This window comes from Halobacillus sp. HZG1 (assembly GCF_035818575.1).
GTDB classification, from domain to species: domain Bacteria; phylum Bacillota; class Bacilli; order Bacillales; family Halobacillaceae; genus Halobacillus; species Halobacillus litoralis.
This window is the reverse complement of sequence record NZ_JAYLVQ010000084.1, coordinates 47,389-71,769: the sequence shown is the minus strand read 5'-3', so window position 1 is coordinate 71,769 and position 24,381 is coordinate 47,389. Positions and strand designations below refer to the sequence as shown.

General features: G+C 43.0%; 30 protein-coding genes and 1 pseudogene. 11 read left to right on the top strand and 20 right to left on the bottom strand.

What is annotated here, in order from left to right; translation table 11 throughout:
* The first annotated feature begins 440 nt into the window (after nucleotides 1–440).
* Complete coding sequence (locus VKA52_RS18385; RefSeq protein ID WP_326316758.1) at nucleotides 441–884, top strand: PH domain-containing protein; 444 nt, start codon at nucleotides 441–443, stop codon at nucleotides 882–884.
* A 31-nt stretch (nucleotides 885–915) separates the two neighbouring features.
* On the opposite strand, the gene VKA52_RS18380 is transcribed toward VKA52_RS18385, so the two are convergent.
* The 5 genes from VKA52_RS18380 to VKA52_RS18360 form a co-directional block, all read right to left on the bottom strand.
* Nucleotides 916–1,464: a 2'-5' RNA ligase family protein gene (locus VKA52_RS18380; protein WP_326316757.1), complete on the bottom strand. Its 549-nt coding sequence runs from the start codon at nucleotides 1,462–1,464 to the stop codon at nucleotides 916–918.
* A gap of 140 nt (nucleotides 1,465–1,604) precedes the next feature.
* Complete coding sequence (locus VKA52_RS18375; RefSeq protein WP_326316756.1) at nucleotides 1,605–2,138, bottom strand: DUF4269 domain-containing protein; 534 nt, start codon at nucleotides 2,136–2,138, stop codon at nucleotides 1,605–1,607.
* Nucleotides 2,139–2,140: 2 nt separating this feature from the next.
* On the bottom strand, nucleotides 2,141–3,007 hold the full coding sequence (locus tag VKA52_RS18370) for a DUF4097 family beta strand repeat-containing protein (RefSeq protein ID WP_326316755.1): 867 nt from the start codon (nucleotides 3,005–3,007) through the stop codon (nucleotides 2,141–2,143).
* A 172-nt stretch (nucleotides 3,008–3,179) separates the two neighbouring features.
* A complete protein-coding gene (locus VKA52_RS18365) occupies nucleotides 3,180–3,629 on the bottom strand; it encodes a glycosyl-4,4'-diaponeurosporenoate acyltransferase (protein ID WP_326316754.1) in 450 nt (149 codons plus the stop codon).
* A complete protein-coding gene (locus VKA52_RS18360) occupies nucleotides 3,629–4,717 on the bottom strand; it encodes a glycosyltransferase (protein ID WP_326316753.1) in 1,089 nt (362 codons plus the stop codon). The genes VKA52_RS18365 and VKA52_RS18360 overlap by 1 nt, the downstream gene beginning before the upstream one ends.
* 87 nt (nucleotides 4,718–4,804) lie before the next feature.
* Here VKA52_RS18360 and VKA52_RS18355 point away from each other — a divergent pair, with 87 nt between their 5' ends.
* On the top strand, nucleotides 4,805–5,683 hold the full coding sequence (locus VKA52_RS18355; RefSeq protein ID WP_160912278.1) for an alpha/beta hydrolase: 879 nt from the start codon (nucleotides 4,805–4,807) through the stop codon (nucleotides 5,681–5,683).
* Nucleotides 5,684–5,776: 93 nt separating this feature from the next.
* A complete protein-coding gene (locus tag VKA52_RS18350) occupies nucleotides 5,777–6,601 on the top strand; it encodes an alpha/beta fold hydrolase (RefSeq protein ID WP_326316752.1) in 825 nt (274 codons plus the stop codon).
* A gap of 32 nt (nucleotides 6,602–6,633) precedes the next feature.
* Here the strand turns inward: VKA52_RS18350 and VKA52_RS18345 are convergent, their stop codons facing one another.
* Nucleotides 6,634–6,849, bottom strand: coding sequence for a hypothetical protein (locus tag VKA52_RS18345; RefSeq protein WP_160912275.1), 216 nt, complete (start codon nucleotides 6,847–6,849; stop codon nucleotides 6,634–6,636).
* A 94-nt stretch (nucleotides 6,850–6,943) separates the two neighbouring features.
* Nucleotides 6,944–7,348 carry a VOC family protein gene (locus VKA52_RS18340; protein WP_326316751.1) on the bottom strand — a complete coding sequence of 135 codons (405 nt, stop codon included), beginning with the start codon at nucleotides 7,346–7,348 and terminating at the stop codon, nucleotides 6,944–6,946.
* A 307-nt stretch (nucleotides 7,349–7,655) separates the two neighbouring features.
* On the opposite strand from VKA52_RS18340, the gene VKA52_RS18335 reads away from it, so the two are divergent.
* Nucleotides 7,656–8,633 carry a sodium:calcium antiporter gene (locus tag VKA52_RS18335; protein WP_326316750.1) on the top strand — a complete coding sequence of 326 codons (978 nt, stop codon included), beginning with the start codon at nucleotides 7,656–7,658 and terminating at the stop codon, nucleotides 8,631–8,633.
* Nucleotides 8,634–8,699: 66 nt separating this feature from the next.
* On the opposite strand, the gene VKA52_RS18330 is transcribed toward VKA52_RS18335, so the two are convergent.
* The gene (locus VKA52_RS18330) at nucleotides 8,700–12,041 is read right to left on the bottom strand and encodes a phosphodiester glycosidase family protein (RefSeq protein WP_326316749.1); all 3,342 of its coding nucleotides are present in this window, start codon (nucleotides 12,039–12,041) and stop codon (nucleotides 8,700–8,702) included.
* A gap of 309 nt (nucleotides 12,042–12,350) precedes the next feature.
* Between VKA52_RS18330 and VKA52_RS18325 the strand changes: the two genes are divergently transcribed.
* Together VKA52_RS18325 and VKA52_RS18320 are read left to right on the top strand one after the other, a co-directional pair.
* On the top strand, nucleotides 12,351–12,551 hold the full coding sequence (locus VKA52_RS18325; RefSeq protein WP_326316748.1) for a helix-turn-helix transcriptional regulator: 201 nt from the start codon (nucleotides 12,351–12,353) through the stop codon (nucleotides 12,549–12,551).
* 153 nt (nucleotides 12,552–12,704) lie between these two features.
* The gene (locus VKA52_RS18320; protein WP_326316747.1) at nucleotides 12,705–12,875 is read left to right on the top strand and encodes a hypothetical protein; all 171 of its coding nucleotides are present in this window, start codon (nucleotides 12,705–12,707) and stop codon (nucleotides 12,873–12,875) included.
* An 88-nt stretch (nucleotides 12,876–12,963) separates the two neighbouring features.
* Here VKA52_RS18320 and VKA52_RS18315 read toward each other — a convergent pair whose 3' ends face one another.
* Nucleotides 12,964–13,371 (bottom strand): hypothetical protein, encoded by a 408-nt coding sequence (locus VKA52_RS18315; RefSeq protein WP_326316856.1) that lies wholly within the window; start codon nucleotides 13,369–13,371, stop codon nucleotides 12,964–12,966.
* A gap of 125 nt (nucleotides 13,372–13,496) precedes the next feature.
* Nucleotides 13,497–14,348: a GNAT family N-acetyltransferase gene (locus tag VKA52_RS18310; RefSeq protein WP_326316746.1), complete on the bottom strand. Its 852-nt coding sequence runs from the start codon at nucleotides 14,346–14,348 to the stop codon at nucleotides 13,497–13,499.
* A gap of 189 nt (nucleotides 14,349–14,537) precedes the next feature.
* Here VKA52_RS18310 and VKA52_RS18305 point away from each other — a divergent pair, with 189 nt between their 5' ends.
* Nucleotides 14,538–15,950, top strand: a complete 1,413-nt coding sequence (locus tag VKA52_RS18305; protein WP_326316745.1) for a LysM peptidoglycan-binding domain-containing protein — start codon at nucleotides 14,538–14,540, stop codon at nucleotides 15,948–15,950.
* 27 nt (nucleotides 15,951–15,977) lie between these two features.
* On the opposite strand, the gene VKA52_RS18300 is transcribed toward VKA52_RS18305, so the two are convergent.
* The 5 genes from VKA52_RS18300 to VKA52_RS18280 form a co-directional block, all read right to left on the bottom strand.
* Complete coding sequence (locus VKA52_RS18300; protein WP_326316744.1) at nucleotides 15,978–16,424, bottom strand: hypothetical protein; 447 nt, start codon at nucleotides 16,422–16,424, stop codon at nucleotides 15,978–15,980.
* Between the two features lie 15 nt (nucleotides 16,425–16,439).
* Nucleotides 16,440–16,739: a hypothetical protein gene (locus tag VKA52_RS18295; protein ID WP_326316743.1), complete on the bottom strand. Its 300-nt coding sequence runs from the start codon at nucleotides 16,737–16,739 to the stop codon at nucleotides 16,440–16,442.
* Between the two features lie 84 nt (nucleotides 16,740–16,823).
* Nucleotides 16,824–17,297, bottom strand: a complete 474-nt coding sequence (locus VKA52_RS18290) for a hypothetical protein (protein ID WP_326316742.1) — start codon at nucleotides 17,295–17,297, stop codon at nucleotides 16,824–16,826.
* 12 nt (nucleotides 17,298–17,309) lie between these two features.
* Nucleotides 17,310–17,462: a hypothetical protein gene (locus VKA52_RS18285; RefSeq protein WP_326316741.1), complete on the bottom strand. Its 153-nt coding sequence runs from the start codon at nucleotides 17,460–17,462 to the stop codon at nucleotides 17,310–17,312.
* Between the two features lie 194 nt (nucleotides 17,463–17,656).
* On the bottom strand, nucleotides 17,657–18,070 hold the full coding sequence (locus VKA52_RS18280; protein WP_160912254.1) for a VOC family protein: 414 nt from the start codon (nucleotides 18,068–18,070) through the stop codon (nucleotides 17,657–17,659).
* Nucleotides 18,071–18,147: 77 nt separating this feature from the next.
* Here VKA52_RS18280 and VKA52_RS18275 point away from each other — a divergent pair, with 77 nt between their 5' ends.
* Nucleotides 18,148–18,780, top strand: coding sequence for an RNA polymerase sigma factor (locus tag VKA52_RS18275; protein WP_326316740.1), 633 nt, complete (start codon nucleotides 18,148–18,150; stop codon nucleotides 18,778–18,780).
* 15 nt (nucleotides 18,781–18,795) lie between these two features.
* Here the strand turns inward: VKA52_RS18275 and VKA52_RS18270 are convergent, their stop codons facing one another.
* Entirely contained in the window at nucleotides 18,796–19,404 is a 609-nt protein-coding gene (locus tag VKA52_RS18270; protein ID WP_326316739.1) for a hypothetical protein, read from the bottom strand.
* A gap of 167 nt (nucleotides 19,405–19,571) precedes the next feature.
* On the opposite strand from VKA52_RS18270, the gene VKA52_RS18265 reads away from it, so the two are divergent.
* Both VKA52_RS18265 and VKA52_RS18260 read left to right on the top strand, forming a co-directional pair.
* Nucleotides 19,572–20,939, top strand: coding sequence for a TrkH family potassium uptake protein (locus tag VKA52_RS18265; RefSeq protein WP_326316738.1), 1,368 nt, complete (start codon nucleotides 19,572–19,574; stop codon nucleotides 20,937–20,939).
* 16 nt (nucleotides 20,940–20,955) lie between these two features.
* The gene (locus VKA52_RS18260) at nucleotides 20,956–21,621 is read left to right on the top strand and encodes a potassium channel family protein (RefSeq protein ID WP_115821928.1); all 666 of its coding nucleotides are present in this window, start codon (nucleotides 20,956–20,958) and stop codon (nucleotides 21,619–21,621) included.
* A 15-nt stretch (nucleotides 21,622–21,636) separates the two neighbouring features.
* Here the strand turns inward: VKA52_RS18260 and VKA52_RS18255 are convergent, their stop codons facing one another.
* The 3 genes and pseudogenes from VKA52_RS18255 to VKA52_RS18245 all read right to left on the bottom strand — a co-directional run bounded on the left by VKA52_RS18255 (nucleotide 21,637) and on the right by VKA52_RS18245 (nucleotide 23,015).
* Nucleotides 21,637–21,819 (bottom strand): hypothetical protein, encoded by a 183-nt coding sequence (locus VKA52_RS18255; RefSeq protein ID WP_326316737.1) that lies wholly within the window; start codon nucleotides 21,817–21,819, stop codon nucleotides 21,637–21,639.
* A gap of 102 nt (nucleotides 21,820–21,921) precedes the next feature.
* Nucleotides 21,922–22,478 (bottom strand): annotated as a pseudogene (locus VKA52_RS18250) (AAA family ATPase).
* Between the two features lie 45 nt (nucleotides 22,479–22,523).
* Nucleotides 22,524–23,015 (bottom strand): ABC transporter permease, encoded by a 492-nt coding sequence (locus VKA52_RS18245; protein WP_326316736.1) that lies wholly within the window; start codon nucleotides 23,013–23,015, stop codon nucleotides 22,524–22,526.
* 41 nt (nucleotides 23,016–23,056) lie between these two features.
* On the opposite strand from VKA52_RS18245, the gene VKA52_RS18240 reads away from it, so the two are divergent.
* Nucleotides 23,057–23,314, top strand: a complete 258-nt coding sequence (locus tag VKA52_RS18240; RefSeq protein WP_326316735.1) for a hypothetical protein — start codon at nucleotides 23,057–23,059, stop codon at nucleotides 23,312–23,314.
* Here the strand turns inward: VKA52_RS18240 and VKA52_RS18235 are convergent.
* A complete protein-coding gene (locus VKA52_RS18235; protein ID WP_326316855.1) occupies nucleotides 23,247–24,146 on the bottom strand; it encodes an ABC transporter ATP-binding protein in 900 nt (299 codons plus the stop codon). The two genes, VKA52_RS18240 and VKA52_RS18235, sit on opposite strands and share 68 nt — an antisense overlap.
* Nucleotides 24,147–24,381: the final 235 nt, after the last annotated feature.

The following is a 24,381-nucleotide window of genomic DNA, read 5'->3' as shown; positions in this document are numbered from 1 at the left end:
GTTCCATTACTTTGACCAGTTCAAAGAGATGAACAAAGACAAAGAGACAGGAACCCCTTCCATTATCCCCATGAAATTCAGTTATGGCCTGTAAATCCGTTCGTTGTCTCTTAAAGTTAAGTCATAGTACTGCCTGCTGTCCTGTTGAAAGCCCCCTGCATTCCTTTCCCATAAGCCGGGATAGGAATTGTTCAATGAACCCGTACTTTCTGCCTTCTAACATTTATTATCATTCTCCAAACCCCACCCTTCCTTTTCTATAAATCAAGAATAACGCTGATTCACAAAAAACACCTCAGGTAGCGGAAGGATTTCACCTAAGACTTAAGATGGAGAATTGTTCAATTTATGGAAGAATCTCCCTTTACGTATGAATCCCGATGTTTTTCGAAACTTTTATACAGCAAAGACCGTATGTATAGATGAAAGGAAGGGTTTCTATGTATTTTCCATCAAAAAAAGACGCTTTTTACACCATTACTATTTGGGGTGTCATCCTTTTTATTGTATTCATCTACCTCTTTGGAGGGGAGCCTGTAGGATTCCAACTTGTTACTTATCGTGACCCCTTAGGTTATGTATTTGGAGGGCTTACCATCGTCGTTTTGTTATGGATTTGGTTCCAAACCGGCTACAAAGTAAAAAATGGTGATCTTCTCATCCATTCGGGACCATTACGTAAGCGGATTAAAATCAGGGACATCACAAAAGTCAAATCGATTAAAAGTCCAATGTCTGCGCCAGCCTTATCATTGGAAAAACTCGAAATCTTCCATGAAAATAACAAGACCACGTTCATATCCCCTCAAAATGAACAAGCATTTATTGAGGTGATAAAAAGCGAGAACGCTAAACTGGAGATTGATGCTGAACAAAAAAATTGAAACTACCCTTCTTCTTTCTGGTGCTAGGGCTTTAGCAGGTATCTGTTTTACCACCTAACACCATGTCTTCCAGTTTCGTATATGTATGCGACCGACTTTCCACATAAACTCTGACCTGGTCCACCTCAAACGATAGGGAAGGATGAAACTCACTCTCAGCAGCCGCAGCCATATCGACTAGCTCTTGTTTAGATAAACCATGGGACGTTTTCGCCAGTGTCAAATGAGGAACGAAATGATCCAGTTCAAAATAAGCATCGATTTGATGCTTTGAAGGGGCAGCCATTTGTACTATTTTCTTATGTAGACCATAAAGTTCTGCAGAGTGTACACTCAAATAAAGGACATCTTCCCCAAAAAATGCGGGTGCCCCTAATTCAACACGAAAAGGGTTCATTCCCAGACACGCCTCTCTCACTCGATCCAACCATTTCCGATCTGAAGTCAAACCTCCTTGAGCCTTTAAGGTGATATGAGGTTCGACGACTTTTGTAATCATCGTTCCGGCCCACTCTTTTTGAAAGAGTATGACCTTCTCCTTGAAATCTTCTGGTGGTACAAGGCCTATGAAATGCTGCATTTCCTCTCCCCCTTGGTAATCGTTCTACCTTGCCTTCCTTCATTACGATAACGTCACCTTGGAAGTTTCAGGAATTGGAAAATAATAAAGATCCGGAGATCAGACGCTCCCTCTTCAATAATGCGATGCGGCCACCATTTCTATTCGATCACTTTCAACCGTTTTCCATATTCCAATAAGCCTCGATAGGGATCTCCACTTATTCCTAAGACGTGGCAAAAGGCTGCTTCCGTTTTCATGCCTTTTCTCCTCCACACCAAAATTTCCTCCCTCAAACCAGGAATGGTTCGTAACAACTCCTCTTCTATAATCATATGTAAATACGCATTTTGTTCAGGGACCGGTTGAGGTTGTGCGAACACTTCAAACATAAAATTTCCATACGAAAAGTTCACCTTTACAACCTTCCGTTCTCGGATCATTTTCCTCTGTAATTGGAATCCTGCCATACGACCATAATCGTTAATCAAGCTGTGCTCTAAGAGAGGGAGATGATAAGCTTCCATAATGATGTCCAAGTCCGAATTTACTACGTAAACCCCTATGGGAACGGTGCCACATACAACAGGTTGAAAAGATCGATATTGGCTTAAGATCCCCAAGCGTTCTATAGCTTCATAGGCCCTCCGCTGCTTCGCACTTCCATTTTTCATCCGTTCATAAAGATGATTCATCCCTAACCTACTCTCAAATCTCCTGAGCTCGTTTCAGCCGTTAAATGGAACTCACCCTCTGCTTTTATGCCTCGCACTTCATTTTCCTTTTTCACATCATAATGAAAGCCCGTCCAGTTAATCTTTGCCTCTCCTGAATTCGAGTGGTAAATGAGTGTACAAGAACTTGGTTCTTCCTCATAGAAGAAACGGATATCCCCACTGGAAGTAGCAGCTTTCACATCGCCATGCATCTTTGTTGCTTGCACCCGAATTTCGCCGGACGAGGAACCGAACATGCCTGTGCCATAGTCAAAGTTCTCCCCAAACAGTTCACCGCTGCTTGTATGAATGTCTGTGTTCCTGCTTTGAACTTTTTTCAGTAAAACATCGCCACTTGACGTTTGAATATGTAGATTCTCTTGGACCACGTCTGCCACCGTCACATCTCCCGAGCTTGCGGTAAAGGTGGAATGGTTGGCTGCCAAACCGTCGACATCTATATCAGCAGAGGACGTTTCTACCTTGATCGACCTTATGGTTTCGGCGGGAACTTCTATCAATAGTTTCATATCTTTTCTCATTTGAATCCCGATCTTCGTTTTTTCTTCCATCACTTTCACAGTCAAGTTCTCCGCTTCCTGCTCATGGAAAAGGACGAAGTGTTTCCTGTCGTTTTCATGAACCGTACCAGATAGAGTGACCTTCCACTCGTCACCGTCCGCTTTCACAATCTCCACATCCACAGACGTCGATTCTACCTGAAGATTTTTAATTCTCTCATGAAAACTTGCCTGTTCATTTATGTGATAGGTCTTCTTTCCATTTGACCAGTGATAAAGAAGAGCAGCACCAACAACCGCTACCATTAAAATAAGTATCCATTCCATAAAAATTACTCCTTTATATTCCTGACTCACTTCTACCCTCTCTGAAAATTCGACAAAACTTTCCAATTCCCTCCCAGTCACAGAAAAAAATCCCTGTTCTATAATAAACAGGGATTTTTCCTATTGTTTTGATATGTTCTCGAGCTCCCATGCCCTGTAACTTGCACAATGGTTATCCCCGCATGTACAAATGATTTTTCATCCTCATGATACGGACGCGGTTATACCTTTGAACGATGATAAAAGGAAAGTTAAACATAATCGCATAAGCCACCATGACCCATCCCGCCCACGGTGGATTGAACAGGAAGAAAAAAGGAGCCGCAAACATCTGAAGCCAGTGGGATAATTCCGACCGATTCGTCTGCTTTTCAAAGCGCTCCCACTGTGTTGGCTCTCGTAAATGAGCCGCTGTTTTCCCTTTTCGAAACCACTTCCGCGCTTCCGGAAGCCGGTCTTTCCATTTTCTCACACCCAGACGCCCATAGAGCTTTGTACGCGTTTCCCACCTCTTCACACGATAGATGCCTGCGAAGACATTCACAAAGGCCACCGGCGCAACTGAGACAAGACTGCTCACGCCAAGATGGATGCACAGCCAGGCTAAGATATTGCCGATCATTAAGGTGAACTCCTTTTCTTCTCAACAATCGAACGGCCTTTCCACGTCGTTTGTTTCATGAAAAAGGTCTTCCACAAAGAGTAAGCAAAAACGAGTACGAAAAAGAAGAAGTGAAGCGGAAACAGGAGCACATCATACCACCTGAAGTTACCGATTTCTCTCCAGATCCGTGATAACAGAAAGGCTAAAACTATATACCCCAGGACGCCCCACCACCCCAAGGCAGGGAGGTTTACCAAAAAAGATAAGACGGCAGTGAGCCACACGACATTCAGAAGCGTCATGATCGGGGAAGCTGTTTTCGCCCCAGTCGAAAAGCTTTTGGCCCAACCCTCCATCACTTGTTTCAGATCGGAGTCATACATCCGCATATTCAATACGCCACGCCCGCTACAGGCTTTTGTTGTTAACCCTTGAGACGATGCCATTCTGGTAAAAGCCAGATGTTCGACGATCTCTCCTTTAATCGCTTTATGACCACCAAGGCTCCAGTAAGTATCAGCACCGATAACCAGACATGGACCGAACCCTCCCTGCGTACCGAGTTTTTCCTTAAAGAGGGTGGTCAACCCGGAAGATGCCGTAACGACCAGGTGAAAGACAGCGGAGAACTTTTCCCAAAAAGACTGCATAACGTGATAGGGATGTACGGTCATGACTTCCCTTCCCCTTCCAAAAGATTGCACCAATTGCTCAGACCCTCCCTCAGAAAACCACGTGTCCGCATCCAGGAAAACGAGCGTCTCCCCACTCGCTTCTTTCGCTCCGTTATAACACGCCCACGACTTGCCCATCCAGCCAGAAGGTAAAGGTGGCGTGTCCACCACTTTCACGCCGAAACTCTCAGCCACTTGCCTCGTCTCGTCCTCTGAATCATCATCGACGACAATGACCTCTCGAAGCAGGTCATTAGACAATAACGTTGGAAGCAAACGTTTGAGGTTTAACGCTTCATTCCTCGCTGGAATGATAAATGTGTACATCTCTGTATTCTTACGTTTTTCTATAGGAAACGATAATTTATACCAAAAAAGGAGCAGGGTGGATAAAACAGCCAGAATCATCACCCACATTCCGATCACCTCCATATGTACTTCCATTGTCACCTTAGAAACTCGTGATTATACAAAGACAAGACCGGGTACAATGGTTATTAAAAAAAAGAGGGTTCAATGATGCTTAAGTTATGGATGGCACGATTACTGCGACTTTTCCCCAATCAGGCGGAAAGAAACCTGATGGTCCCGTTTCGATATGTACATAGGAAAGTAAACATGATTGTAGATACAGAGGTTAAACCGACACCCATCAGCTTGTACTACCCGGATGCACCAGATGGAAATATTTTTCCGGTCTATATGAACATGCACGGGGGCGCCTTTATTATGAATGAAAAGAGGATGGACGATCCGTACTGCCGGTTTCTTGCGAATGAAACGGGATGCGTCATCGTCAATGTTGACTATGCAAAGGCTCCGGAATACCCTTTTCCAAAACCTGTGGAGCAGTGTTACGAGATCTATCAATGGCTGAAGGCGCATGCCGAAGAACTCCACCTTGATCGTGAACAAATGATGGTCGGTGGGCAGAGTTCGGGTGGGAACATGGCCGCTGCCCTTTGTCTTCTTTTGAAAGAACGCTCTGAGAGCCAGCCGCTTCTTCAAGTGCTGGCCTACCCTATGCTCGACTTCGTCACGCCGCATAGTGAAAAACCGGAACCTGACAAATGGCGGGCCAAATACCCGGAGGCTGCTCATTTCCTCAACTATTGTTATGTCCCGGAAAAAAATCAAGCGGAAGATCCGCTCGCCTCCCCTGTGAAAGCAGAAAAGGTGGAAGGACTGGCTCGAGCGCTATTCATCATTCCTGAATTTGATGCTTTTACTATGGAAGGAAAAGCCTACGCAGAAAAATTAAAACAAGCGGATGTTGAGGTAGATGTCAACATCTTTGAAGGCTGCAACCACGCTTTCACCCACCAGGGACCACGGGATCAAGCAGAAGAAGCCTGGAGAATCATCGCAAAAACGCTTCGCCAGGTCACAGAATCGTAACAAAACCTTACCGATTATCCTTTGCTCCCCCCTGCTTTTTGACTTATAATGACGATTAGTGTCGTATTGAGTTTTATTAAAGCAGGTGATCCATTGTTAGAATATAAAGTGTTAGGCTCCGACCCGACGAAGGAGTATGTCATCTTCCTCCATGGCATCGGTGGAAGCGTCAACATCTTCTTTCCACAAATGAAAGCCTTCCGAAAGTCTTTCAATATCATTGTCGTGAATTTACCCGGTCACAAAAATTCACCAAGCGTGTCGAGTTATAACGAGAAATTTTCCTTTGAATCCGTAACCGACGAAGTACTCGCAGTCCTTGATGATGTGGGTGTAGAAAAGGCCCATTTTGTAGGAATTTCTTTAGGTTCAGTCGTCATCCAACATGTCTTGTCCACCGCTCCGCACCGTATCCAAACAGCTGTCTTAGGAGGAGCGATAACACGGATCAATCTTTTGGCAAAGTTTCTTCTCATGCTGGGTACAATGCTTAAAAATGTTACTCCGCACTTGTATCTTTATTCATTGTGCGCACGCATTTTAATGCCCAGGAAGAATCATAAAGAATCAAGAGACGCCTTTATCCATGAGGCCTCCCAAATGAAGAGGGAAGATTTCTTAGGCTGGTATAACATCGTCTACTCTGTTCCGGACACATTTACACACGTGAATGAGAAAGGCGCATCTATCCCGAAGCTATACATCACAGGGGAAGGCGACCATATGTTCAGAGACGATGTGATGAAAGATACACGTCACATGCCGAACACATCCTTCGTCCTTCTATCAGGGAGTGGGCATGTCGTTAACTTAGATAAAACAGAGCCGTTCAACAAACTGGCCATTTCATTCATTCAATCACAGGGTCAGATGGATTTAACAGACGTAACGGAAGAAGTCATAAACTCCCATCACTAAAAAAAGCGCCGGCATTACGCCTGGCGCTTTTTTTACCTGGATTCTAATTGCTTTATCCATCGAACAGCCCAATACAAAACGATCCAGGGAAGGATATATTTGGTCACCCATTCCACCATTGCCATCAGTGTGATTACAATAACATAGGGATTCACACCAAATTGCGGCAGCGTGAAATAGAGGACGACGATGAAAGAGACACCAATCCAAACATCCTTCCACGCGATTCTCCTTCTTCCTATTTTCATATTCGCCTACCCCATTCCCGGTTAAAATGTTCCTCAAATACCTTAGCAGTTTTCACCTTGATTATGTAAGACTCTTAACAGTATCGTGAAATTGTTATGACGGTGATGACGCAACAAACTCCACTTTTATCCGGTCCGGATCCTCGAAATAAACCGCATAGTAATCTTCTCCCCCAGCAAATGGGTGTTGGTTTTCGTATAAAACGTTCACACCTCGCTCCTTAAGCATCATGGTCATCTCATCTACTCTTTCACGTGAGGAAGCATGAAAAGCAAAGTGATTCAAACCAGTCCTTCGTCTATGATAAGGAATGTCTAAATACTCCGTTTCTGTCTGGACAAAAACTAAGTAAGTTTCGCCTAACTTCCAACTTTGCCCTTCCACCCATTGCTGATAAGGCTTGTAACCTAGCTCCTCAAGGAACCAGCCCCAAAATTTTTCGGACCTTTTTAAATTGGATACATAGACTTCTACATGATGCAGTAAACCTTCAGACATGAAAATCCCCTTTCTATGCTTGATTCCACGTAATATATAGAGGTATATCTAAGTCACCTCTGGTAGTGAAATATTCTAACTGTATCCTGTCATCTCGTTAAAATCATACTCAAAAAAGGCCAGGAAGCGTCATTGACCTTACCATAACAATAAATCTACAAAACAAACAGACCCTTAATGGTAGAACGACCATCAACGAGAACCTTTGTAGGGGTACTCAACCTAGTAAGTTCGAGTACTTCCGGAATGGAAAGGATATTTCAAACAAGCTATTCATATACTCACTATAAGATAGGGGGGTAAATCGATGATCTTTATCATTTTCTTTCTTGCTGCCATTCTGGTGGTGACCGCTGCTGTGTATCTGAACCAGCTCGGTGACGTGATTAGTAAAAAGAGTTCCTTGAGCGGGGCTGTTGTGGGTACCTTTTTAATTGCCGGCGCGACTTCCTTGCCGGAATTGACGACCAGTCTTACTGCTGTTTATATAGATAACCCCGATATTGCGGTAGGAAATATGCTTGGCAGTAACGTATTCAACTTATTAATTCTCGCTTCCATGGATCTGATTTATCGAAAGAAACGATTCTTTCAAAGAATCAATCCCAATGCTAACCTGCCCTCTGCATGGACAGGCCTTGCTTTTTTAATCATCCTTTCCCTATCTCTTCTGTTCCCTGTACCTATTCAATTTTTTAATATAGGAATGGAAATGTATATCATTGTTCTCTTTTATCTATTCGTAATGAAATACCTTACCAGTGATGATGATGACGGTGATCACCCCCTTCCAGCTAAGGATATCCCTCTTTCAACGGCAATTAAAGGTTTTATATTAGCGGTCGTGGCGGTCTTTATATCCGGCAGCATCCTTTCCATTGCTGGAGACAAAATGGCGGAAGTAACAGGAATGAATGCTAGTTTTGTAGGCAGTTTTTTAATTGCAGCCTCCACCTCATTACCTGAATTAGTAAGCGTCCTGGCCGCTTTTAAACTGGCGAACTATAATATGGCGATCGGCTCCATCCTGGGAAGTAACTTATATAATATAAAGTTACTGGTATTGACTGACTTGTTGTATCAAAAAGGACCGATATTAAAATCCATCCAAGGGACCCACATCTACCTGGCTTTACTTGGGATCGCTATGACTTTATTCTTTATTTATACACTGATGAGGACAAGGCAAGTGGATCGTTCGTGGAGTTCATGGAATTATATCATGCCTTCTTTAGTCGTCATTACTCTATATTTTGTGATTTCTTATCGTATTTTCTTTCTTTAATTCCCTTCTTGTGCAAGAAAGGCTGAGAGTGAAGGGTACCCTCTACTCTCAGCCTTTGTCCCATTCTTATTCTGCTGTAAATTCAAATGTTTCTTTATAATCGCCAGCTTGAACAGTTAGTGACACCTTTCCATCTTTGAGGAAAGTGATCGTCTGATCTTCACGGTTAAACACAGCCGTAGCATCCGTATTATTTTCACCTTCTTCAGAAATCAATAGATTATCCGAACCTTCATAGCGGATTGTCGCTGGATAGTCCAACGGAAACTCCCATCCAGCTGATTGGTGCCCAGTCAACTCTACTTCCACCGTCTCGTTTAAAGGGTAGCTTGCTTTTTCCACTGTCATATCCTGCAAAATCGGTCGGATATCAGCTTGGATCCAAGGGTTTTTCTCCAAGCCTTGGTAAGACGGGTGGTGGAGACGGTGGTCCGGCTGAAAGTCAGGGTCAATACTCATTACTGCGTAATTGAAGAATCCTCCATCATCTGGAGCACCATATGTTCCTTTCCCGATCGGCCCGGTAATCATATAAGGAATACCGTCTCTACGGTCAAGGTTGACCAGCGAAGCATGAGCGGACATAACCATCGCGGGTTTACCGCTGTCTTCACGAAATTCTGTCAGCCATCCTTCTAAAAGATCTGCCTCTTTCTGATCGGATAATGCATGAGCAGCATCCGGAAGAGGGTCTTCTAATGGGTGGTGGCCGTAGACGAATACATTGTTGATCGATGGATCTTTTTCCGCTTCATCCAGAGCGGACTTGATCATGAACCATTGTTCTGCATTGCTGATTCTAAGTCCACCTTTAGAGGTATTGATTTGGATGAATCTCGTTCCTTTATGATCGAAGACTTGATGGTCCGGACCGAAGTATTCCTTGAAGTTGTCCAGGTTTCCTGACCCATAAACTTCATGGTTACCCGGAGAAACATAGTACGGTTTATCAAGGTTATCTTCAATTAAGTCCTTGGCAAACTGGTACTCTTCATCTGTGTCAAAATCCACAATGTCACCGTTGAACAAAACAAAATCCACATCCTGTTCGTTAACTGCCTGCAGCACTTCTTCTGAGTTTTGAATTTCTTTGCTGTCTTTATTTGCACTGATCAACTGCATATCAGAAATGACGGCAAACTGCCAATCTTCTTCCGGCAGTTGTCCATAATCTAAAATAAGCGGGTCTTCTGTTTTTTCTTCTTCAGGCATGTCCAGCTTCTGGGCCACTTTTGCCTGAATATCATCGATGATGATCGAACCTTTATCTTGTTTGTTCCGATCTGTCTCCACCAGGTAAATCCGGTCCAAAACAAGAGGATATTCTACACCATTCGGCACTTCTGCCTCCACGTATTTCCAGCCGTCCCAATCTACGCTATAGTCCAGGTTCAATGTATGGTAGACATTGTTGCTGTCTTTGACTCTTGCACGAAGCCAATGACCGTTTCCTTCTGTGCCGTACACATTGACGCCGATTTTCTTCACATCTCCGTCCATCTCTAAACGACGGTTCGGAGGAAACATATAAGCCGCTCTGGTTCTTGTCGTTGTCGTGAAATCATAATCCAATTTAAGGGCGTTACCATCGGTTAACTCATTGTCGATATAGTTGAGTTCTGCCCCGACACTGGCAGGATATTTGAATACTGTCCACGGATTCGATTCATTATCAAACGTTTCCGCCATTTCAGTTTTTAGTCCAATCGTTATCCCCAGGTTTGTGCTTAATTCACCTGCTTCCGCTTTCACGATCGATGCTCCAGAGTCCACCAGTCCTTTAATCGTAAAGGAACCATCCTTATTCGGAGAGATTTCCAATTGGTCCTCGTCATAAGTCAACTGCACATCCGTCGGCTCCACGTAGGTTTCGTAACCTTCTTCATCTTTCCCTTTGACCGTAAACGTAGTCGTTTCTCCTTTTTCCATCCCTATTTGAGAAGGCTCGATCGCAAGTTCTACAGGCTCACCGAGGACTTGAATGTCTTTATACGTATCGTCCCCCCGGTACTTCGCACGAATTTGATCTTCTCCCGCGTGTTTGGCAGTAAAGATATTTCCGTCAAAGGATCCTGCGTTTCCACCTTGCCATTTAACATCGTTTTGATTGATATCGACTGGAGCGTAGGCTGTATCGTATCCAGAGGCTTGAAACACTCGGCTGAAGCCTTGTAACACCCGAGTTGAGTTGGTTTCTATGTTGAATCCATCAAGATTCCCTGTTGCGGCTGCACTATAAATACCTACACCATTCGGCACCGCTCGTTCACTGCCGTCGGAAGGACTGTTGAACACATTCAACTTATCCTTTCCAAGCTCTCTTGCGACAAGAGTAGAAGACCCGCCCCCGTCTAAATTAAGAGCATTGTATGCCCCTTGCTCCTTCATAAAATGAGCGAGTTCAAGCATCGTCATGCCACGACTATCCGCCTGTCTTCCATCAATGGTGACAAGAACCATCTCCTTACCGTCTTCAGAAAATCCAACAGCCGTTCTTGGATGACGGTCACCATGATCACTTGTATTGATTTCCCCGTCTTTGAGGAGCTGAGTACTTCCTCCAACCGCGAAATTCATATCTTGATAGGCTGGTAAGGTGGAATAGGACACCTGAACCTGATCTTCCGCTGCAAGTTCTTTCAAAGGAAAAGCTTCTTCCCCTTTCCCGACAATAAGCGTTTCGTCTTGTTCGAGCGGTTTGCTATAAACCTGGTTACTTAACACTTCTACTACTCGCTGAACTTTAATCAGCACCTCTGTGTAATGATCAGAACCATTCATCATGTGGGAACGGTCAGCTTCTCCCCATGCGGAGGTGTACATCACCATCTCATTAACATAGACAGTGGGCTGATTGATTCCATCTAGTTTCCAGGACCCTGCTTCTGTTTGTATTTTGCCTTCAAGAAGCGCATTGGCGATCGAACCGATCCCCTCATTAGAAACGGAAGCATGCGTACGGCCATCCCCGCTTTTTAAAAGTTCACCGTCTTTCACCATGGTTCCTATGGGAGCGTTTGTATTGCTTATGTCAAAAAAGTCACCATTCACTCCAGCAATGGCTCCAGACTCTCTCATTTGGTCACTGATGGGAGCTTTCTCTGTCACACTTCCAGGTGTAAGAAGATCCGTAGAAAGAGTATTTTCCGACAAGTTGGCTTTCAGAACATCCGCACGAAGCCATCCGGCTACATCAAAACGGTCGATTTGGGTTAATGTCAATCCTAAAGCAATGGGAGTCGTTTCTTTCTCTTCATGAATAACAGGGTGAAGGACTTTCAGAGAATCAGAGGATGTTGTTTCTGTTACCGGAGTGTCTGAACTTTGTTGTTCCTTGGCGAGTACGGTCGTAGTAGGCATAAGCAGCGAAGCGGCAAGCATGGTAGATAAAAAAGGCTTGTACGTCACGGAATTCTCCCCTTTATGTATGAGTTTGTAAAATATCTTACACATTCAATTAAAAAGGATAAGTTTGAATAGGGTGTAAATCTGAGGTGTGTTTTATATGAAGATCATTGATTCTTCCGTTGGAGGGCCAAAGTACTTAAGTATGTCAGAAGATTAATAGAAAATCTCCATCAAAAGTTTAGTAAAGGTGTGAAGGACAGATAGAAAAATAAAATTACTTTTTACATCACAAATCATAGAATATAAAATATAATTGACGTTTTTCCGTGTGTTACATAACATTAATGAAGAAGGAGGAGATGAACACCTTTGAAAAACAAGAAAATGAAGATTGCCCGTGCAGAAGCGGATCTTTCTCAAGAAAAGTTAGCAGACATTGTCGGAGTTACAAGACAAACGATAAATTTGATCGAAGCTGGTAACTACAACCCTAGTCTGAAATTATGCACGGCCATATGTAAAGCGTTAAATAAAACGTTAGATGATTTATTTTGGAAGAATGATAGATGATTGCTGTTTTACTTTTACCAATGGTTATGGACCTACTTTAAATTTTTGTAAAAAAACAGACACACAAATGTTTGAATCATAACACAAAAGGGTAATATTTTTAGTTATTCTACATGTTATAATGACCTTAACTTTAACGTGAGGTGAGAGAACATGTATAGGATTATTAGACAGATAGACAACGATAAAGAAACCTTAAAGAATTCAAGCTCATCTACCACCAAATACATTCATGATTACGAAGAAGCCGTTTTGTTGAAAAACCAGCTTAATACAAATTCATCATCCCCTCATTATGAATGGATTGTAGAAAAAGTGGACTAGACTTTCTACTATGAATGGTTTGAATAATCCTCACAGATGAAAGTCTTCATCAGGAAATTAAGCTTTCATCCACACACTCATTCTTCCGTTATATATTATATGAATTTAATAGATAAATAATAAAAATGACGATGTACACGGAATCAATGAGAGCAAGGTATAAGGCTATATTCGATTTTTTTACTTTTTCCAAACTGTAATGGAAGAAACAGTCGTATAAACTTATGGCAAACAAAATGAATGATACAACGATAACCCATGTATTCACTGTGATTAACACGGCAAGCAAATAAATGAACCATCTTCGAAAAAAGTTAAAAATCAAAACAATAAGAAGCAAAGACATCGACTGCGGGTTAATTTCCAACTCCTCATCAGAGGAAAGTGTGGCAAGTCCCTTTTTTATATTTTTGAAATCTCTTAGAAAGTCAAGATTCAAAATCAAAACAATTAGGGAGTAGAGCACAATATAAAAATGTTCATTTCCTCGAATCATCTCCGACAAAGCTGATCACCCCACTATTAATGGACTCAGTACAAACTCCCCCATATCTGCCTCTAACGCCCTACGGATCAGATCACAAGGCCGTCCGTTCCCCCATCCTATATAACTTAAAAAGGTTAACATGTTTGAAGCAGTTTAGCGTCACAAGCCTTTTCATAAAATTCTATAGGACCTGCTTCACCGATCACAGCATATTCGTAGCCTAATTCCGCCATCTCGTTTAAACATTTAAACAATAAATCTCTTCCAACGGCATTCCCACGCTTTTTATTTGAAGTACCCATAGGACCGAACAGCCCTTTTTTATTCCGCACCGTATCATAGCAGGCAAAACCTATGATCTCCTCACCATAAATGGCAATATAAATGGGCAGAACTTCTTTTTCAGTCATCGCATTTATATGCTGAAGCCATCGTTCACCAAACTCATGAATGACAAAGGACTTTAACCCCATCAAATCCGAATGAGCTGCCCTTCTCATACAGTGTTTGGAAATCCGATTTCCATAATGTTTTTTAAAATGATCTAAGTTAACGAATAGATCTCTCGGGACACAGGCGATATTTACAATCCCATCCACAACACCATCCGTTAACATAAATCGCAATTGAGCATCCGACTGAAGAATGCTTTGAATCATATGCCCTTCATTTATAAGCGTTTGACCATAGTTTTTTCTTTTTTTATTGGATTCTTCGAAGATTAAGACAGCATCCATAGAAATTTTATAATGACCGATGAAATTGAAGTCAGCACCAGCGTTTCTACTCCATTGGTTTAAGATCTTCACATCGAAATCTTTACCCAGCTGGTGATATAAGTACAAATACAGTTCACTACAAACACCTGTGGCTTCTCTGCAGGCAGCAATAAACAAATCAACGGAAGTAATAATCCCCTCCTTACTCATTTGATTTGCTATTTGGAGGATTCGCTCCATTCTATTCGTAAACAAATAATCATTCATTTCTACTCCCCCGCTTTTTAAAAAAATAAGAGTTGAAGGTGTCCTAACGTTTTATGATAAAAAAATTAAAAACCGATCCTTTTCGAAAGTTTAAAAAGAGAAATCAGACTTCTGCGTCCTGTACTGCTTATACATAAGGACAATCCACCCCAGCATATCTTCATAAAAAAGCACAAAAGGAGGGGCGAAATGATTATACACGCGGGAGAGAATGGTGATTCCTTATGGAAAATTGCCCAGCGATATGGGGCCGATCTCAATCAAATCATCTTACTCAATCAATTGAACAACCCCGATGTAGTCGTGATCGGGCAGGCACTGGTCATCCCTGAGCCGGATAAAGAATACGTCGTCCAACCGGGAGACAATCTATGGAACATTGCCAGCCGCTACGGCGTCCGTGTACAGGACCTTGCTGAGAAAAACAACATTGCAAACCCTGCGCTCATTTTTGTCGGTCAAATGCTCCTTATCCCCTTTACAAACTACACGGTGCAGCCAGGTGACAGCCTCTGGCAGATTGCCAATCAGTTCGGGGTCTCTGTTTCAGAGATTGCTGAAGCAAACGGTATTCAGAACCCATCCGTCATTTCTGTAGGTATGCCACTGGTTATCCCATCTCCTCTTCGTCCAGTGAAGGAAATCAACGCCTACATTACGAGGACCAACGCAGAAGGAGCAAGTGAAGTGAACACACTTGGCAGCCATTTCACCTACCTCTCTCCTTTCACACGCACCATCCAGGCTGATGGAAGTCTGACAGATTTAGATGATGCATCTGTTTTACAAGCGGCCGCAGCCCAGAACATTTCTCCACTACTGGTCGTCACCAATTTCATTGGAGGCAGTTTCGATTCGGACCTTGCGGCTACCTTCTTACGTAATCCAGGAATTCAAGATACCTTCATTAATAATCTTTTGGCACAGATGCGTTCGAAAGGATACTCGGGTGTAAACTTTGACTTTGAATATGTGTACCCGGAAGATAAAGAAAACTACAATGCCTTTCTCAGGAAAGTCGTCAGTCGCCTGCGTCCTGAAGGTTTCAGCGTCTCCACCGCCCTTGCACCTAAAGTCCGTGAAGATCAGCAGGGGCTGCTTTATGAGGCGCATGATTATGAAGCCCATGGTGACATTGTCGATTTCGTGGTGCTTATGACGTATGAATGGGGATGGTCCGGTGGAAGGCCGTGGGCCATCGCACCAATCAACAAAGTCCGTGAAGTACTCGATTACGCTGTCACGGTCATTCCCCGCGATAAAATTCTGATGGGAATGCCTTTGTATGGAAGGGAGTGGGAAATCCCCTGGGTCCAAGGGACTTATGCACGAACGGTCAACCCACAGGAAGCCGTTCAACTTGCCGCAAGGTACGGGGTACCTATCCAATATAATGAAGAATACCAATCTCCCTTCTTCCGATATACAGACGAAAATGGACAACAGCATGAAGTATGGTTTGAAGACGCAAGAAGTGTGCAGGCCAAATATGATACAGTGGAAGAATATGGTTTAAGAGGCGCGAGTTACTGGGTGCTGGGCAGCCCTTTTCCACAAAATTGGCCGGTCCTTCAACGCCATTTCAAAGTGAAGAAAACGTGAGGGCTCCTCTCCTTTGGAGGCCCTCTTTTATTCATCCAGTATTTTCACAGTAAAGCCGCCCGCTTCTACTCTTTTCATTCTCCCTTCTACTTCTACGATATAAATGAAAGGTTCACCCGTAGGATGGATGGCTCCTACCTTTTGATTCCTTTCTTTGAAAAAGGAACGGATTTCACGTTCGTCTTCACGGTCTATCCTGCCAGTCTTTTCACCATCTCCTTGATATGTAAAATCGACCTCTACCGCGTCAGGCTCACTCCTTTGATCATAAATGCCCTGCAGCAAATGGATGACTTCTGCAAAACCTAAGAACAAAAGCCCTGTCACCAGACTGCTGATTAAAACGGTCGTACCTTGAACTCCTGCGCCTACCCTCTGGTCAAGAATGATGATCATGAACGAAATCACGCCGAGACCTATAACCCCAAATCCACAATAATTCAAAAGCTTTGCGATTGGATTGAATCTCTTCACCTTTCACTCCTCCTTTTAATGGACAAACGAGGTGGTAATAAAAAAGCCAAGCGGAATCGTCAACCACAACGTAAGACTGGTCATCACAATGTCCACATACGGGACGGTTTCCCACTCTCTTTTTGAAAAGTAACGCCAGACAAAATAAGCCCCGGCTCCCCATATTAGAAGAAGGAGGAAAAAGTCCGGTTCTACTACGGTTGTACGCGGACGGCTTTTGACCAAAGGTCCATTTGAGAAATAATAAAAAATCCAAAAAGCAGACAAACCACTTCCTACAATATTTCCTATAACAAGGAAAGGCTTCAGCTTCAAGAAGAACACCCCTATATGTGAAACATTTACAACATAGAATCTATACCCTTTCCTGTATGCCCTCTAACGTTACGGGACCAACGATCATGGTCCAAGTCTATGTAAGAGTCTTTCACTCTCCTGAACGAGTTCAACGTATTGAGCACCCACATGAAAAGCTGCAAAAATATAGAAAGAAAGAACTACACCGATCATCACCGGTTTCCATTTTTCTGGGGTTTTTATTACACCTTCCAATGACACTTTCCATACCCTCGACAACCATTCCAGCAAGATTGCATACACGGCGACTAATATAAGCATAATGAGCGAAGCGAACGTCTGTTTAAAATGACTATCCATTAAGTAGATTTGTACCTTTTCTCCTGAGGTGAGCTTTGGGGTGGAAACCTTTTGGACGATATGACCGCTCCAATTATATTTTTCTACCGCACCATCATCCTCCACCAGCGCGATGCCAAAAGGAACAGCATAACCTCCTAAAGAAAGGTAGGAATGGATGACCAAAAGGCAAGGAATCACCAAAATTGGAGATAAACGCAACCACTTTTTTCTCAAAATGATCCTCCTCTATTCTTTCTTCTCAACAAGCCGTTCCTTGATTTCTTTTAAATGTCCGATTTGCTCCTCTTGTTTTTCTGTTATCCGATTCGTCATTTTTTCCAACGTTTTCGTAATCGACCATAAGGAAAGAATAATGACGATACTTATGAATACAGCCACTTGTTAACACTCCCTTTGTCTGTTTATACGAACAAATCGTTCACATGTTTCATAGAGAGAAGGATTTTTATCATGCAGCTATAAGGATAAACATCGAAGATAGAACGGATCACCTAAACGATCAAAGTAAAACGTCTAGAGTAAGATAGCTCTAGACGTTCCACAAGTCCCTTCCGGTTTAGTATCTCAAGTACTCATTTTTGCTGCATTTTCCTAACATTCTCTTTGTGAAAAGGTGAATTCAAATCCTCATCAACCACACTGAATGCATTTTGATCCGGGTCGAAGAAGTCGAAGTGCTTCATTCCCCCAAATTCGTGAATATCTGTCGTCTCAACCCCGGAATCATTCAATCTTTTATATGCAGCATCTATATCAGCTACGACAAAGTTGAAATAGACATTCCTTTGGTTCTTTTCTATAATGAATTCCGTAGGCTGAGGTTCAGACACCTCAATAAGACCAAGCTGGGCGGATCCATAAGGAAAGAAAAATCCGGCGCCTCCCTCCCAACTGTCTATTTCCCGTACATCCAAATGTTCTTCATACCATCTTTTCGATTTCTTAAGATTCGTCACGGGGACGAATACACTACCAACTTGAAACATGCGAACCCCTCCTATTTTTCATTCAACACTCTAACGATTCTGAGAGACAAAAAGTTACATAAGGGAGCAACTTTTTTATGAACATTGATAAAAATCTAGTTACCAAGTTATATAAGTACTGCCTTCTTGTTACGAAAGACCCCCATTATGCGGAAGACCTCGTTCAGGAAACCGTGTTAAAACTCTATCAAAAGCAAGAAGCTGACTCTGTTCCTGACCACTCTTTTTCATATGTAAAGACAACAGCCAAGCATTTATGGATTGATGAAAAAAGAAAGAGTAAGCCATCCTTTCCGTTTGATGAATTGATCCACCAGCCACAGGAAGATTTTGTCGAGTACGAGAGCCTTATCGAACTTTTACTGGCAGCTTTACCTCTCAAACAGGCCATGCTCCTGACTCTAAAAGATGTCTTCCACTATTCATCAAAAGAAATATCAACCATGCTTCGAATCAGTAATGCTTCAGTGAAAACAACCCTTCACCGTACCAGGAAACAATTGACTCGCATGGATCCATTAACAACAGAAAGTCATGTTGCAGGTTCTACCATCCAAAGGTTCGCCTTTGCCCTGAAAGCCGCGCATCCTGAAAAGCTCTTTTATTATTATCGTTTATTAGAGTCCGCCAATTATAGAATGAATGCCGACCAAAAAACCTTTTATGTGGTGGACCCTTCAGGAAATCTCTTAGAGATTGCAAAATCATAAATCAAGTAAAGACCATTACTCTTTCATCTGCTCTTCAGATGTTCCTACTTTCATTTTCAGTAAAAGTACCACTGTATCATCATGAAGCATCTGCTTGACCTGTTCGTTATCCTGTAAATCAAACGTTTGTATCGACCCGGAAGTAGACTGACGATAAGCACCCAATATGACTTCTTCGCCTAATTCAAGTTCGAGCCCTTCTTCATCAACCGCATACTCCCACGTACTGATGCCCGTTTCATTCAGCGGAAGCGGACTCTCCCTTGGTATTAAAGAAACACCTGGAGCATACACGTGCAGCATCGCTTCATCTCCTCCGCCTCTAATGATTCCCATCCCCAAATGTCCTTCTTCATTCTGCTCGGGACTTTGCCCATAAGAAAGCTCGGCTAATGGTTCGTTTATTTTTTCACCGTTTCGATATCCTTCCATCCAAACTCTCACCCATCGTTCATCTGCGCTTGGAAGGGTGAATTGAAAATCATGGATTTGACCAATTCCTAATTCTTTGTAAGTGATTTCATATTCTGAGTCAGGATTCGCCTTTATGAAGGGATTTGTTCCCTCAGCCATCGCACAGCCGGATAGGATGCACAAGACGGTCAATAGTAAGAGCCTATTCATGTTTCACCTTCTTTCCGCCTTCTTGACCTACTCCATTCATTATCCCACTTTCTTTATTTTCTGTAAATTTCACCCACAACCGCTAATGATAAAGGGAGTTGTAAAAATAATAGAGAACATATAAAATCCATATATACCTTGATATCTGTACCTGAAGGAGCTTCTTTATGTTCAATAACCTAAAAACAAGATTCAATCAATACTTTGACCGTCTAACTCCTTTTCAGGTAATTGTATTGTTCTACGCTACAGCCGTCATTGTTTCCACCATTCTTGTAAGCCTGCCGTTTTTACATAAGGAAGGCGTAAGTTTAAGCTTTATTGACGCTCTTTTCACTGCCGTCAGTGCCGTGAGTGTAACTGGATTGACCGTTGTATCTACGATGGATACGTTCAACACTGCGGGATACTTTGTTTTGATGTTCATCCTGCAGTTCGGTGGTATCGGTGTCATGACACTGGGAACATTCATTTGGCTGATGCTTGGAAAGAAAATCGGCTTAAAGAGAAGACAACTTATTAAAACCGACCAGAACCGCTCGACATTTGCTGGAATGGTCAAGTTGATTAAACAGATTTTATTGATTGTTCTGCTGATTGAAACCGTCGGTGCGATCATTTTAAGCACTTACTTCACCCAATACTTTCCAACAACAGGAGAAGCGATCGTTCAAGGCATGTTTGCATCTGTCAGTGCGACGACGAATGCAGGCTTTGACATTACGGGTGTGTCGCTTGTAATGTTTGAAAATGATTATTTTGTTCAATTCATCAATATGCTTTTATTGACACTTGGAGCCATCGGTTTCCCTGTACTCATTGAGATCAAAGACTACCTGACCCATAAGCAGAAGGACGTCATCCACTTTTCCCTGTTTGCAAAATTGACATCCGCCACATTCGGAGTGCTCGTGGTCGTTGGTACGGTTCTGATCTACCTATTAGACCGAAACCATTTCTTTGCAGACAAATCCTGGCACGAAGCCCTCTTTTATTCCCTCTTCCAATCCGTGACCACAAGGAACGGAGGACTCGCAACCATGGATGTAGCAGAATTCAGTGCACCGACCTTGCTGGTCATCTGCATTCTCATGTTCATTGGTGCTTCCCCAAGTAGTGTAGGAGGAGGAATTCGGACAACGACCTTCGCCATTAGTGTATTAACAGTCATCGCTTATGCCCGTGGAAAAAGCCATGTCCGTGTATTCAGACGTGAAATCGATCCGGATGATATCTTCCGTTCGTTCATCGTCATTAATACAGCGATTGCCATTACAGGCATTGCCGTTATACTATTGAATTATTTCGAACCGCAGTTTTCTTTGATGCAGATCTTATTTGAAGCGTGTTCCGCATTTGGTACTACCGGGCTGTCGATGGGAATCACTCCTGACTTCCATACATCCGGAAAAATCATTATCATCACCCTCATGTTTATAGGAAGGATCGGCATCTTCTCCTTCTTGTTCATCATTCGAGGGAAAGGCATCAAAGACAAATATCATTACCCGAAAGAACCGATGATTATCGGCTAACAGGAGGAAACCAACAATGAAGAAAACATTTGCTGTTGTAGGACTCGGCCGTTTTGGCGGGAGCATTTGCAGAGAACTCAGCCGAGAAGGCATGGAAGTCCTGGCTTTGGACCTTGATGAAAACAAGGTCAATGAGTACCGGGACATCGTCTCTCATGCTGTCATGGCTGATTCTACCGATGAGCTCGTACTCAAAGAGTTAGGATTCAGAAATATTGATCACGTCATCGTAGCTATCGGAGATAACATCCAGGCAAGCATGCTGACAACCTTGATCTTAAAAGAGATGGGCATACGCATGATCACCGTCAAAGCACAAAACGATTACCACGAGAAAATATTGAACAAAATCGGGGCCGATCAAGTCGTGCACCCGGAACGAGATATGGGAAAACGTATCGCTCATCACATCATCTCCGATAATATCCTTGATTATATTGAGCTATCCGATGATCACAGTGTCGTTGAGGTGAAAGCAGGAAGAAAAATGAGTGGAAAGACGCTGATTGATTTGGATATCCGCGCCCAGTACGGGTGTAACATCGTAGCTATCAAACGAGGAAAAGATGTCATCGTTTCCCCGATGGCCACCGAACAAGTGAATGCAAGCGACATTCTGATTGTCATCGGAGCCGATAAAGACGTCAACCGCTTTGAAAAAAACCTCGTCGTCGAAGATTAATAAAAGCAGCAGCTGTCACACAGCTGCTGCTTTTTTCATGAATTCAAATATCATTGGATTCACACGGGTAACCAGCCCATAAACATTTCGAAATATGATCGGAAATCCAATCAGATTCATAACGAAACTCATCCAAAATCCTACGTCCCCTATCAAAAGAGCTGTGGTTAACAAAAAAGCAACAGCGATTATGTACATAGAAACAGCCACCCAATAATATAAAGTCAAAAGCTTCGATTCCTATAAGGGTGACCAAACAAAAACGAAACCATCTTCTTCACAAACCCATCCTTCATTTTTCTACAGATCAAAAGTTTCTTGGATTTTCTTTGCTACAACCCTCGGTTCAAGTTCTGTATTCGCGATCTTGATGTAGTTCTCCTCTGTTATTTCACCATCTTCGGTATTCATCCGTAAGTGGTCCATCGAAGCAATCATCCTTTTCTCCGATTCTTCCACATCTCTTTTGGAAGGTTTATGATCAAGTCTGTTGGGCGTACGGTTTCTCCTGATTCTTTCATCGGAATCCGCCTCCAGTTCTACGAAATAAACGTCTCCACCTTCCCTTTCGAAGATATCAACGATCGTTTCGACAAACGCCCAATCTTCCTGCTTATTAAATGCCCATATAAACGTAAAGATCATTCCATATTCATCACTTTTTGCATAAGTACGAAAGATTTCTTCTCTGAACATTTGTGACAAACGCCACATCTCATCAGTGAAACCAAAAAAGGCTGAAGCAGTTCAATGGTCATGTGATTGTGAAGAAGCTTCAACCCCGTTATTTTTTCTAATTCCTGCCCGACTGTCATTTTACCGACAGCCTGAGGGCCGAATAATAAAACAAGTTTAATCACGTTCACCCCTCTTCCTTTATCACCACTAAGCTTTCCTATCTTCTATTTTTCACTCCATTTAAAATAACGAGAAGCAAGCACAATGGAAGCAACCGCAATTCCAAGCAAAATACCTACTTCCAGGCCATAATCTGAAATAGGAGCTTCATTCCAGGTGCCGCGGAGCAATTGAATGACATAGTACAACGGTAAAATCTTCGCTACGTACTGAAGAATCGTCGGCATCATCTCCAAAGGAAACGTAGCCCCAGAGAGAAAAAGCATCAGGTTTAAAAAAAGCGAGCTGATGGCCGCTGCCGACTGCGTATTTTTTGCCAGTGACGTAACAAATAAAGCGAACGGGAAAAAAGCAAGGATGCTGATCAATAAAGCAAGAAGTGTACTTCCGATATACACCGGGGGCTGAAGGTCGTACATGACCATCCCGAAAACCATAAGCAGGAGGGCAGATATGAGAAAGATCACTGTTCCCTGGATCGTATGGGCAGCGAGAATTTTCCAAGGTTGGAGGGGGGTCGACTGATACCTGCGCACTATAGCCGGCGAGAACCGTTCCTAAAGTGAAAAACGAGGTCGTGACGATATTGACACCGATCCAGGACGGGATGAAAACTTCAGCGAATGTAAATGGGCCGGCCATGTCACCACTGAACATCGAGCCGAACAACCAGATCATCACAACAGGAAAGAGGAACGTCCAGAAAACACTGAGACGATCACGGAAGAACATTTTAGTTTCCAAGTTTGCTAACTTCACTACCGTATTCATCCTGTTTTCTCCTTTTCTAAGTATTGCACGAACAGATCATCTAGAGATCCTCGATCAAACTTAAAATTCTTCAATGCTATGTTTTCCTCGTGACAATAAGTGAAAATTTGATAGGCCGTTTGTTGGAGGTCCTCACTGAACACTTTGAAGTCGTTGCCCTCATTCTCCACCCGAACCACTTCACCTAATGTCAACAGGTATTCATAGGACATCCGTTCACTTTCAAAACCGATGTAATGGGTCGCCACATCGTCAAGAAGAGCATCAGGGTTGTTCAAGGCTTTGAGCTCCCCGCTGTAAATCATGGCGACACGGTCACACAGTTTTTCCGCTTCCTCCATGTAATGCGTGGTTACAACAACCGTGCTCCCGTTATCCCGCAAGGTACGAATCATCCCCCACATTTCACGCCTTGCATGAGGATCAAGCCCCATGCTCGGTTCATCCAGGAACAACAGTTCAGGCTGGTGGAGAGTTGCCAGTGCAAGGGTGACCCGCTGCTTCCAGCCACCAGAGAGATCTTCGAAGTGGACATTAAGCTTTTCTCCAAGGTCCAGCATCTCAATCAATGTATCCTTTTGGGTGCTTCCTTTGTAAAAACTTGCAAACAAATCCAGCGCCTCTTTCACCTTCATTTTCTTCTGGATGGAGGTCGCCTGAAATTGTACCCCGATCCTTCGATTGAGTTCACGCAGCTGCTTCTCCGGGTTCAGACCCAACACCTCCACTTCTCCTGAAGTAGGTTTCTGAATGCCCTCTAAAATTTCAAGTGTCGTCGTCTTACCCGCTCCATTCGGTCCAATAATTCCGAAGATTTCTCCTTTTCTTACCGAAAAAGAAAGATTCTTAACCGCTTGTGTAGCTCCATAAGACTTGGATAAGTTGGCGACCTGGATGACGTGTTCGATGATGACCGCTCCCTTCTTGCGCGTTTTATAAAGACTTCAGTGATCCCTTCTATCATTTCAAAGAAGCTGATGAAGTATGGAAGTGGGACACTACACAAAACCGCCCTGCCATCAACTTTTTCAAAATAAAGACCTCCTATGTATATTCAAGTACAGGATTAGTTTTCCTCTTTTTTCAGCGCTCTTTTCATCCCCAACCCTATTGACGTGCCAATGAGACCGC

Coding starts and splice junctions, on each gene's coding strand:
- VKA52_RS18385 (WP_326316758.1), top strand. CDS start 441: ATGTATTTTCCATCAAAAAAAGACGCTTTTTACACCATTACTATTTGG.
- VKA52_RS18380 (WP_326316757.1), bottom strand. CDS start 1,464: ATGCAGCATTTCATAGGCCTTGTACCACCAGAAGATTTCAAGGAGAAG.
- VKA52_RS18375 (WP_326316756.1), bottom strand. CDS start 2,138: ATGAATCATCTTTATGAACGGATGAAAAATGGAAGTGCGAAGCAGCGG.
- VKA52_RS18370 (WP_326316755.1), bottom strand. CDS start 3,007: ATGGAATGGATACTTATTTTAATGGTAGCGGTTGTTGGTGCTGCTCTT.
- VKA52_RS18365 (WP_326316754.1), bottom strand. CDS start 3,629: ATGATCGGCAATATCTTAGCCTGGCTGTGCATCCATCTTGGCGTGAGC.
- VKA52_RS18360 (WP_326316753.1), bottom strand. CDS start 4,717: ATGGAGGTGATCGGAATGTGGGTGATGATTCTGGCTGTTTTATCCACC.
- VKA52_RS18355 (WP_160912278.1), top strand. CDS start 4,805: ATGCTTAAGTTATGGATGGCACGATTACTGCGACTTTTCCCCAATCAG.
- VKA52_RS18345 (WP_160912275.1), bottom strand. CDS start 6,849: ATGAAAATAGGAAGAAGGAGAATCGCGTGGAAGGATGTTTGGATTGGT.
- VKA52_RS18340 (WP_326316751.1), bottom strand. CDS start 7,348: ATGTCTGAAGGTTTACTGCATCATGTAGAAGTCTATGTATCCAATTTA.
- VKA52_RS18335 (WP_326316750.1), top strand. CDS start 7,656: ATGATCTTTATCATTTTCTTTCTTGCTGCCATTCTGGTGGTGACCGCT.
- VKA52_RS18320 (WP_326316747.1), top strand. CDS start 12,705: ATGTATAGGATTATTAGACAGATAGACAACGATAAAGAAACCTTAAAG.
- VKA52_RS18315 (WP_326316856.1), bottom strand. CDS start 13,371: ATGATTCGAGGAAATGAACATTTTTATATTGTGCTCTACTCCCTAATT.
- VKA52_RS18310 (WP_326316746.1), bottom strand. CDS start 14,348: ATGAATGATTATTTGTTTACGAATAGAATGGAGCGAATCCTCCAAATA.
- VKA52_RS18305 (WP_326316745.1), top strand. CDS start 14,538: ATGATTATACACGCGGGAGAGAATGGTGATTCCTTATGGAAAATTGCC.
- VKA52_RS18280 (WP_160912254.1), bottom strand. CDS start 18,070: ATGTTTCAAGTTGGTAGTGTATTCGTCCCCGTGACGAATCTTAAGAAA.
- VKA52_RS18275 (WP_326316740.1), top strand. CDS start 18,148: ATGAACATTGATAAAAATCTAGTTACCAAGTTATATAAGTACTGCCTT.
- VKA52_RS18270 (WP_326316739.1), bottom strand. CDS start 19,404: ATGAATAGGCTCTTACTATTGACCGTCTTGTGCATCCTATCCGGCTGT.
- VKA52_RS18265 (WP_326316738.1), top strand. CDS start 19,572: ATGTTCAATAACCTAAAAACAAGATTCAATCAATACTTTGACCGTCTA.
- VKA52_RS18260 (WP_115821928.1), top strand. CDS start 20,956: ATGAAGAAAACATTTGCTGTTGTAGGACTCGGCCGTTTTGGCGGGAGC.
- VKA52_RS18255 (WP_326316737.1), bottom strand. CDS start 21,819: ATGTACATAATCGCTGTTGCTTTTTTGTTAACCACAGCTCTTTTGATA.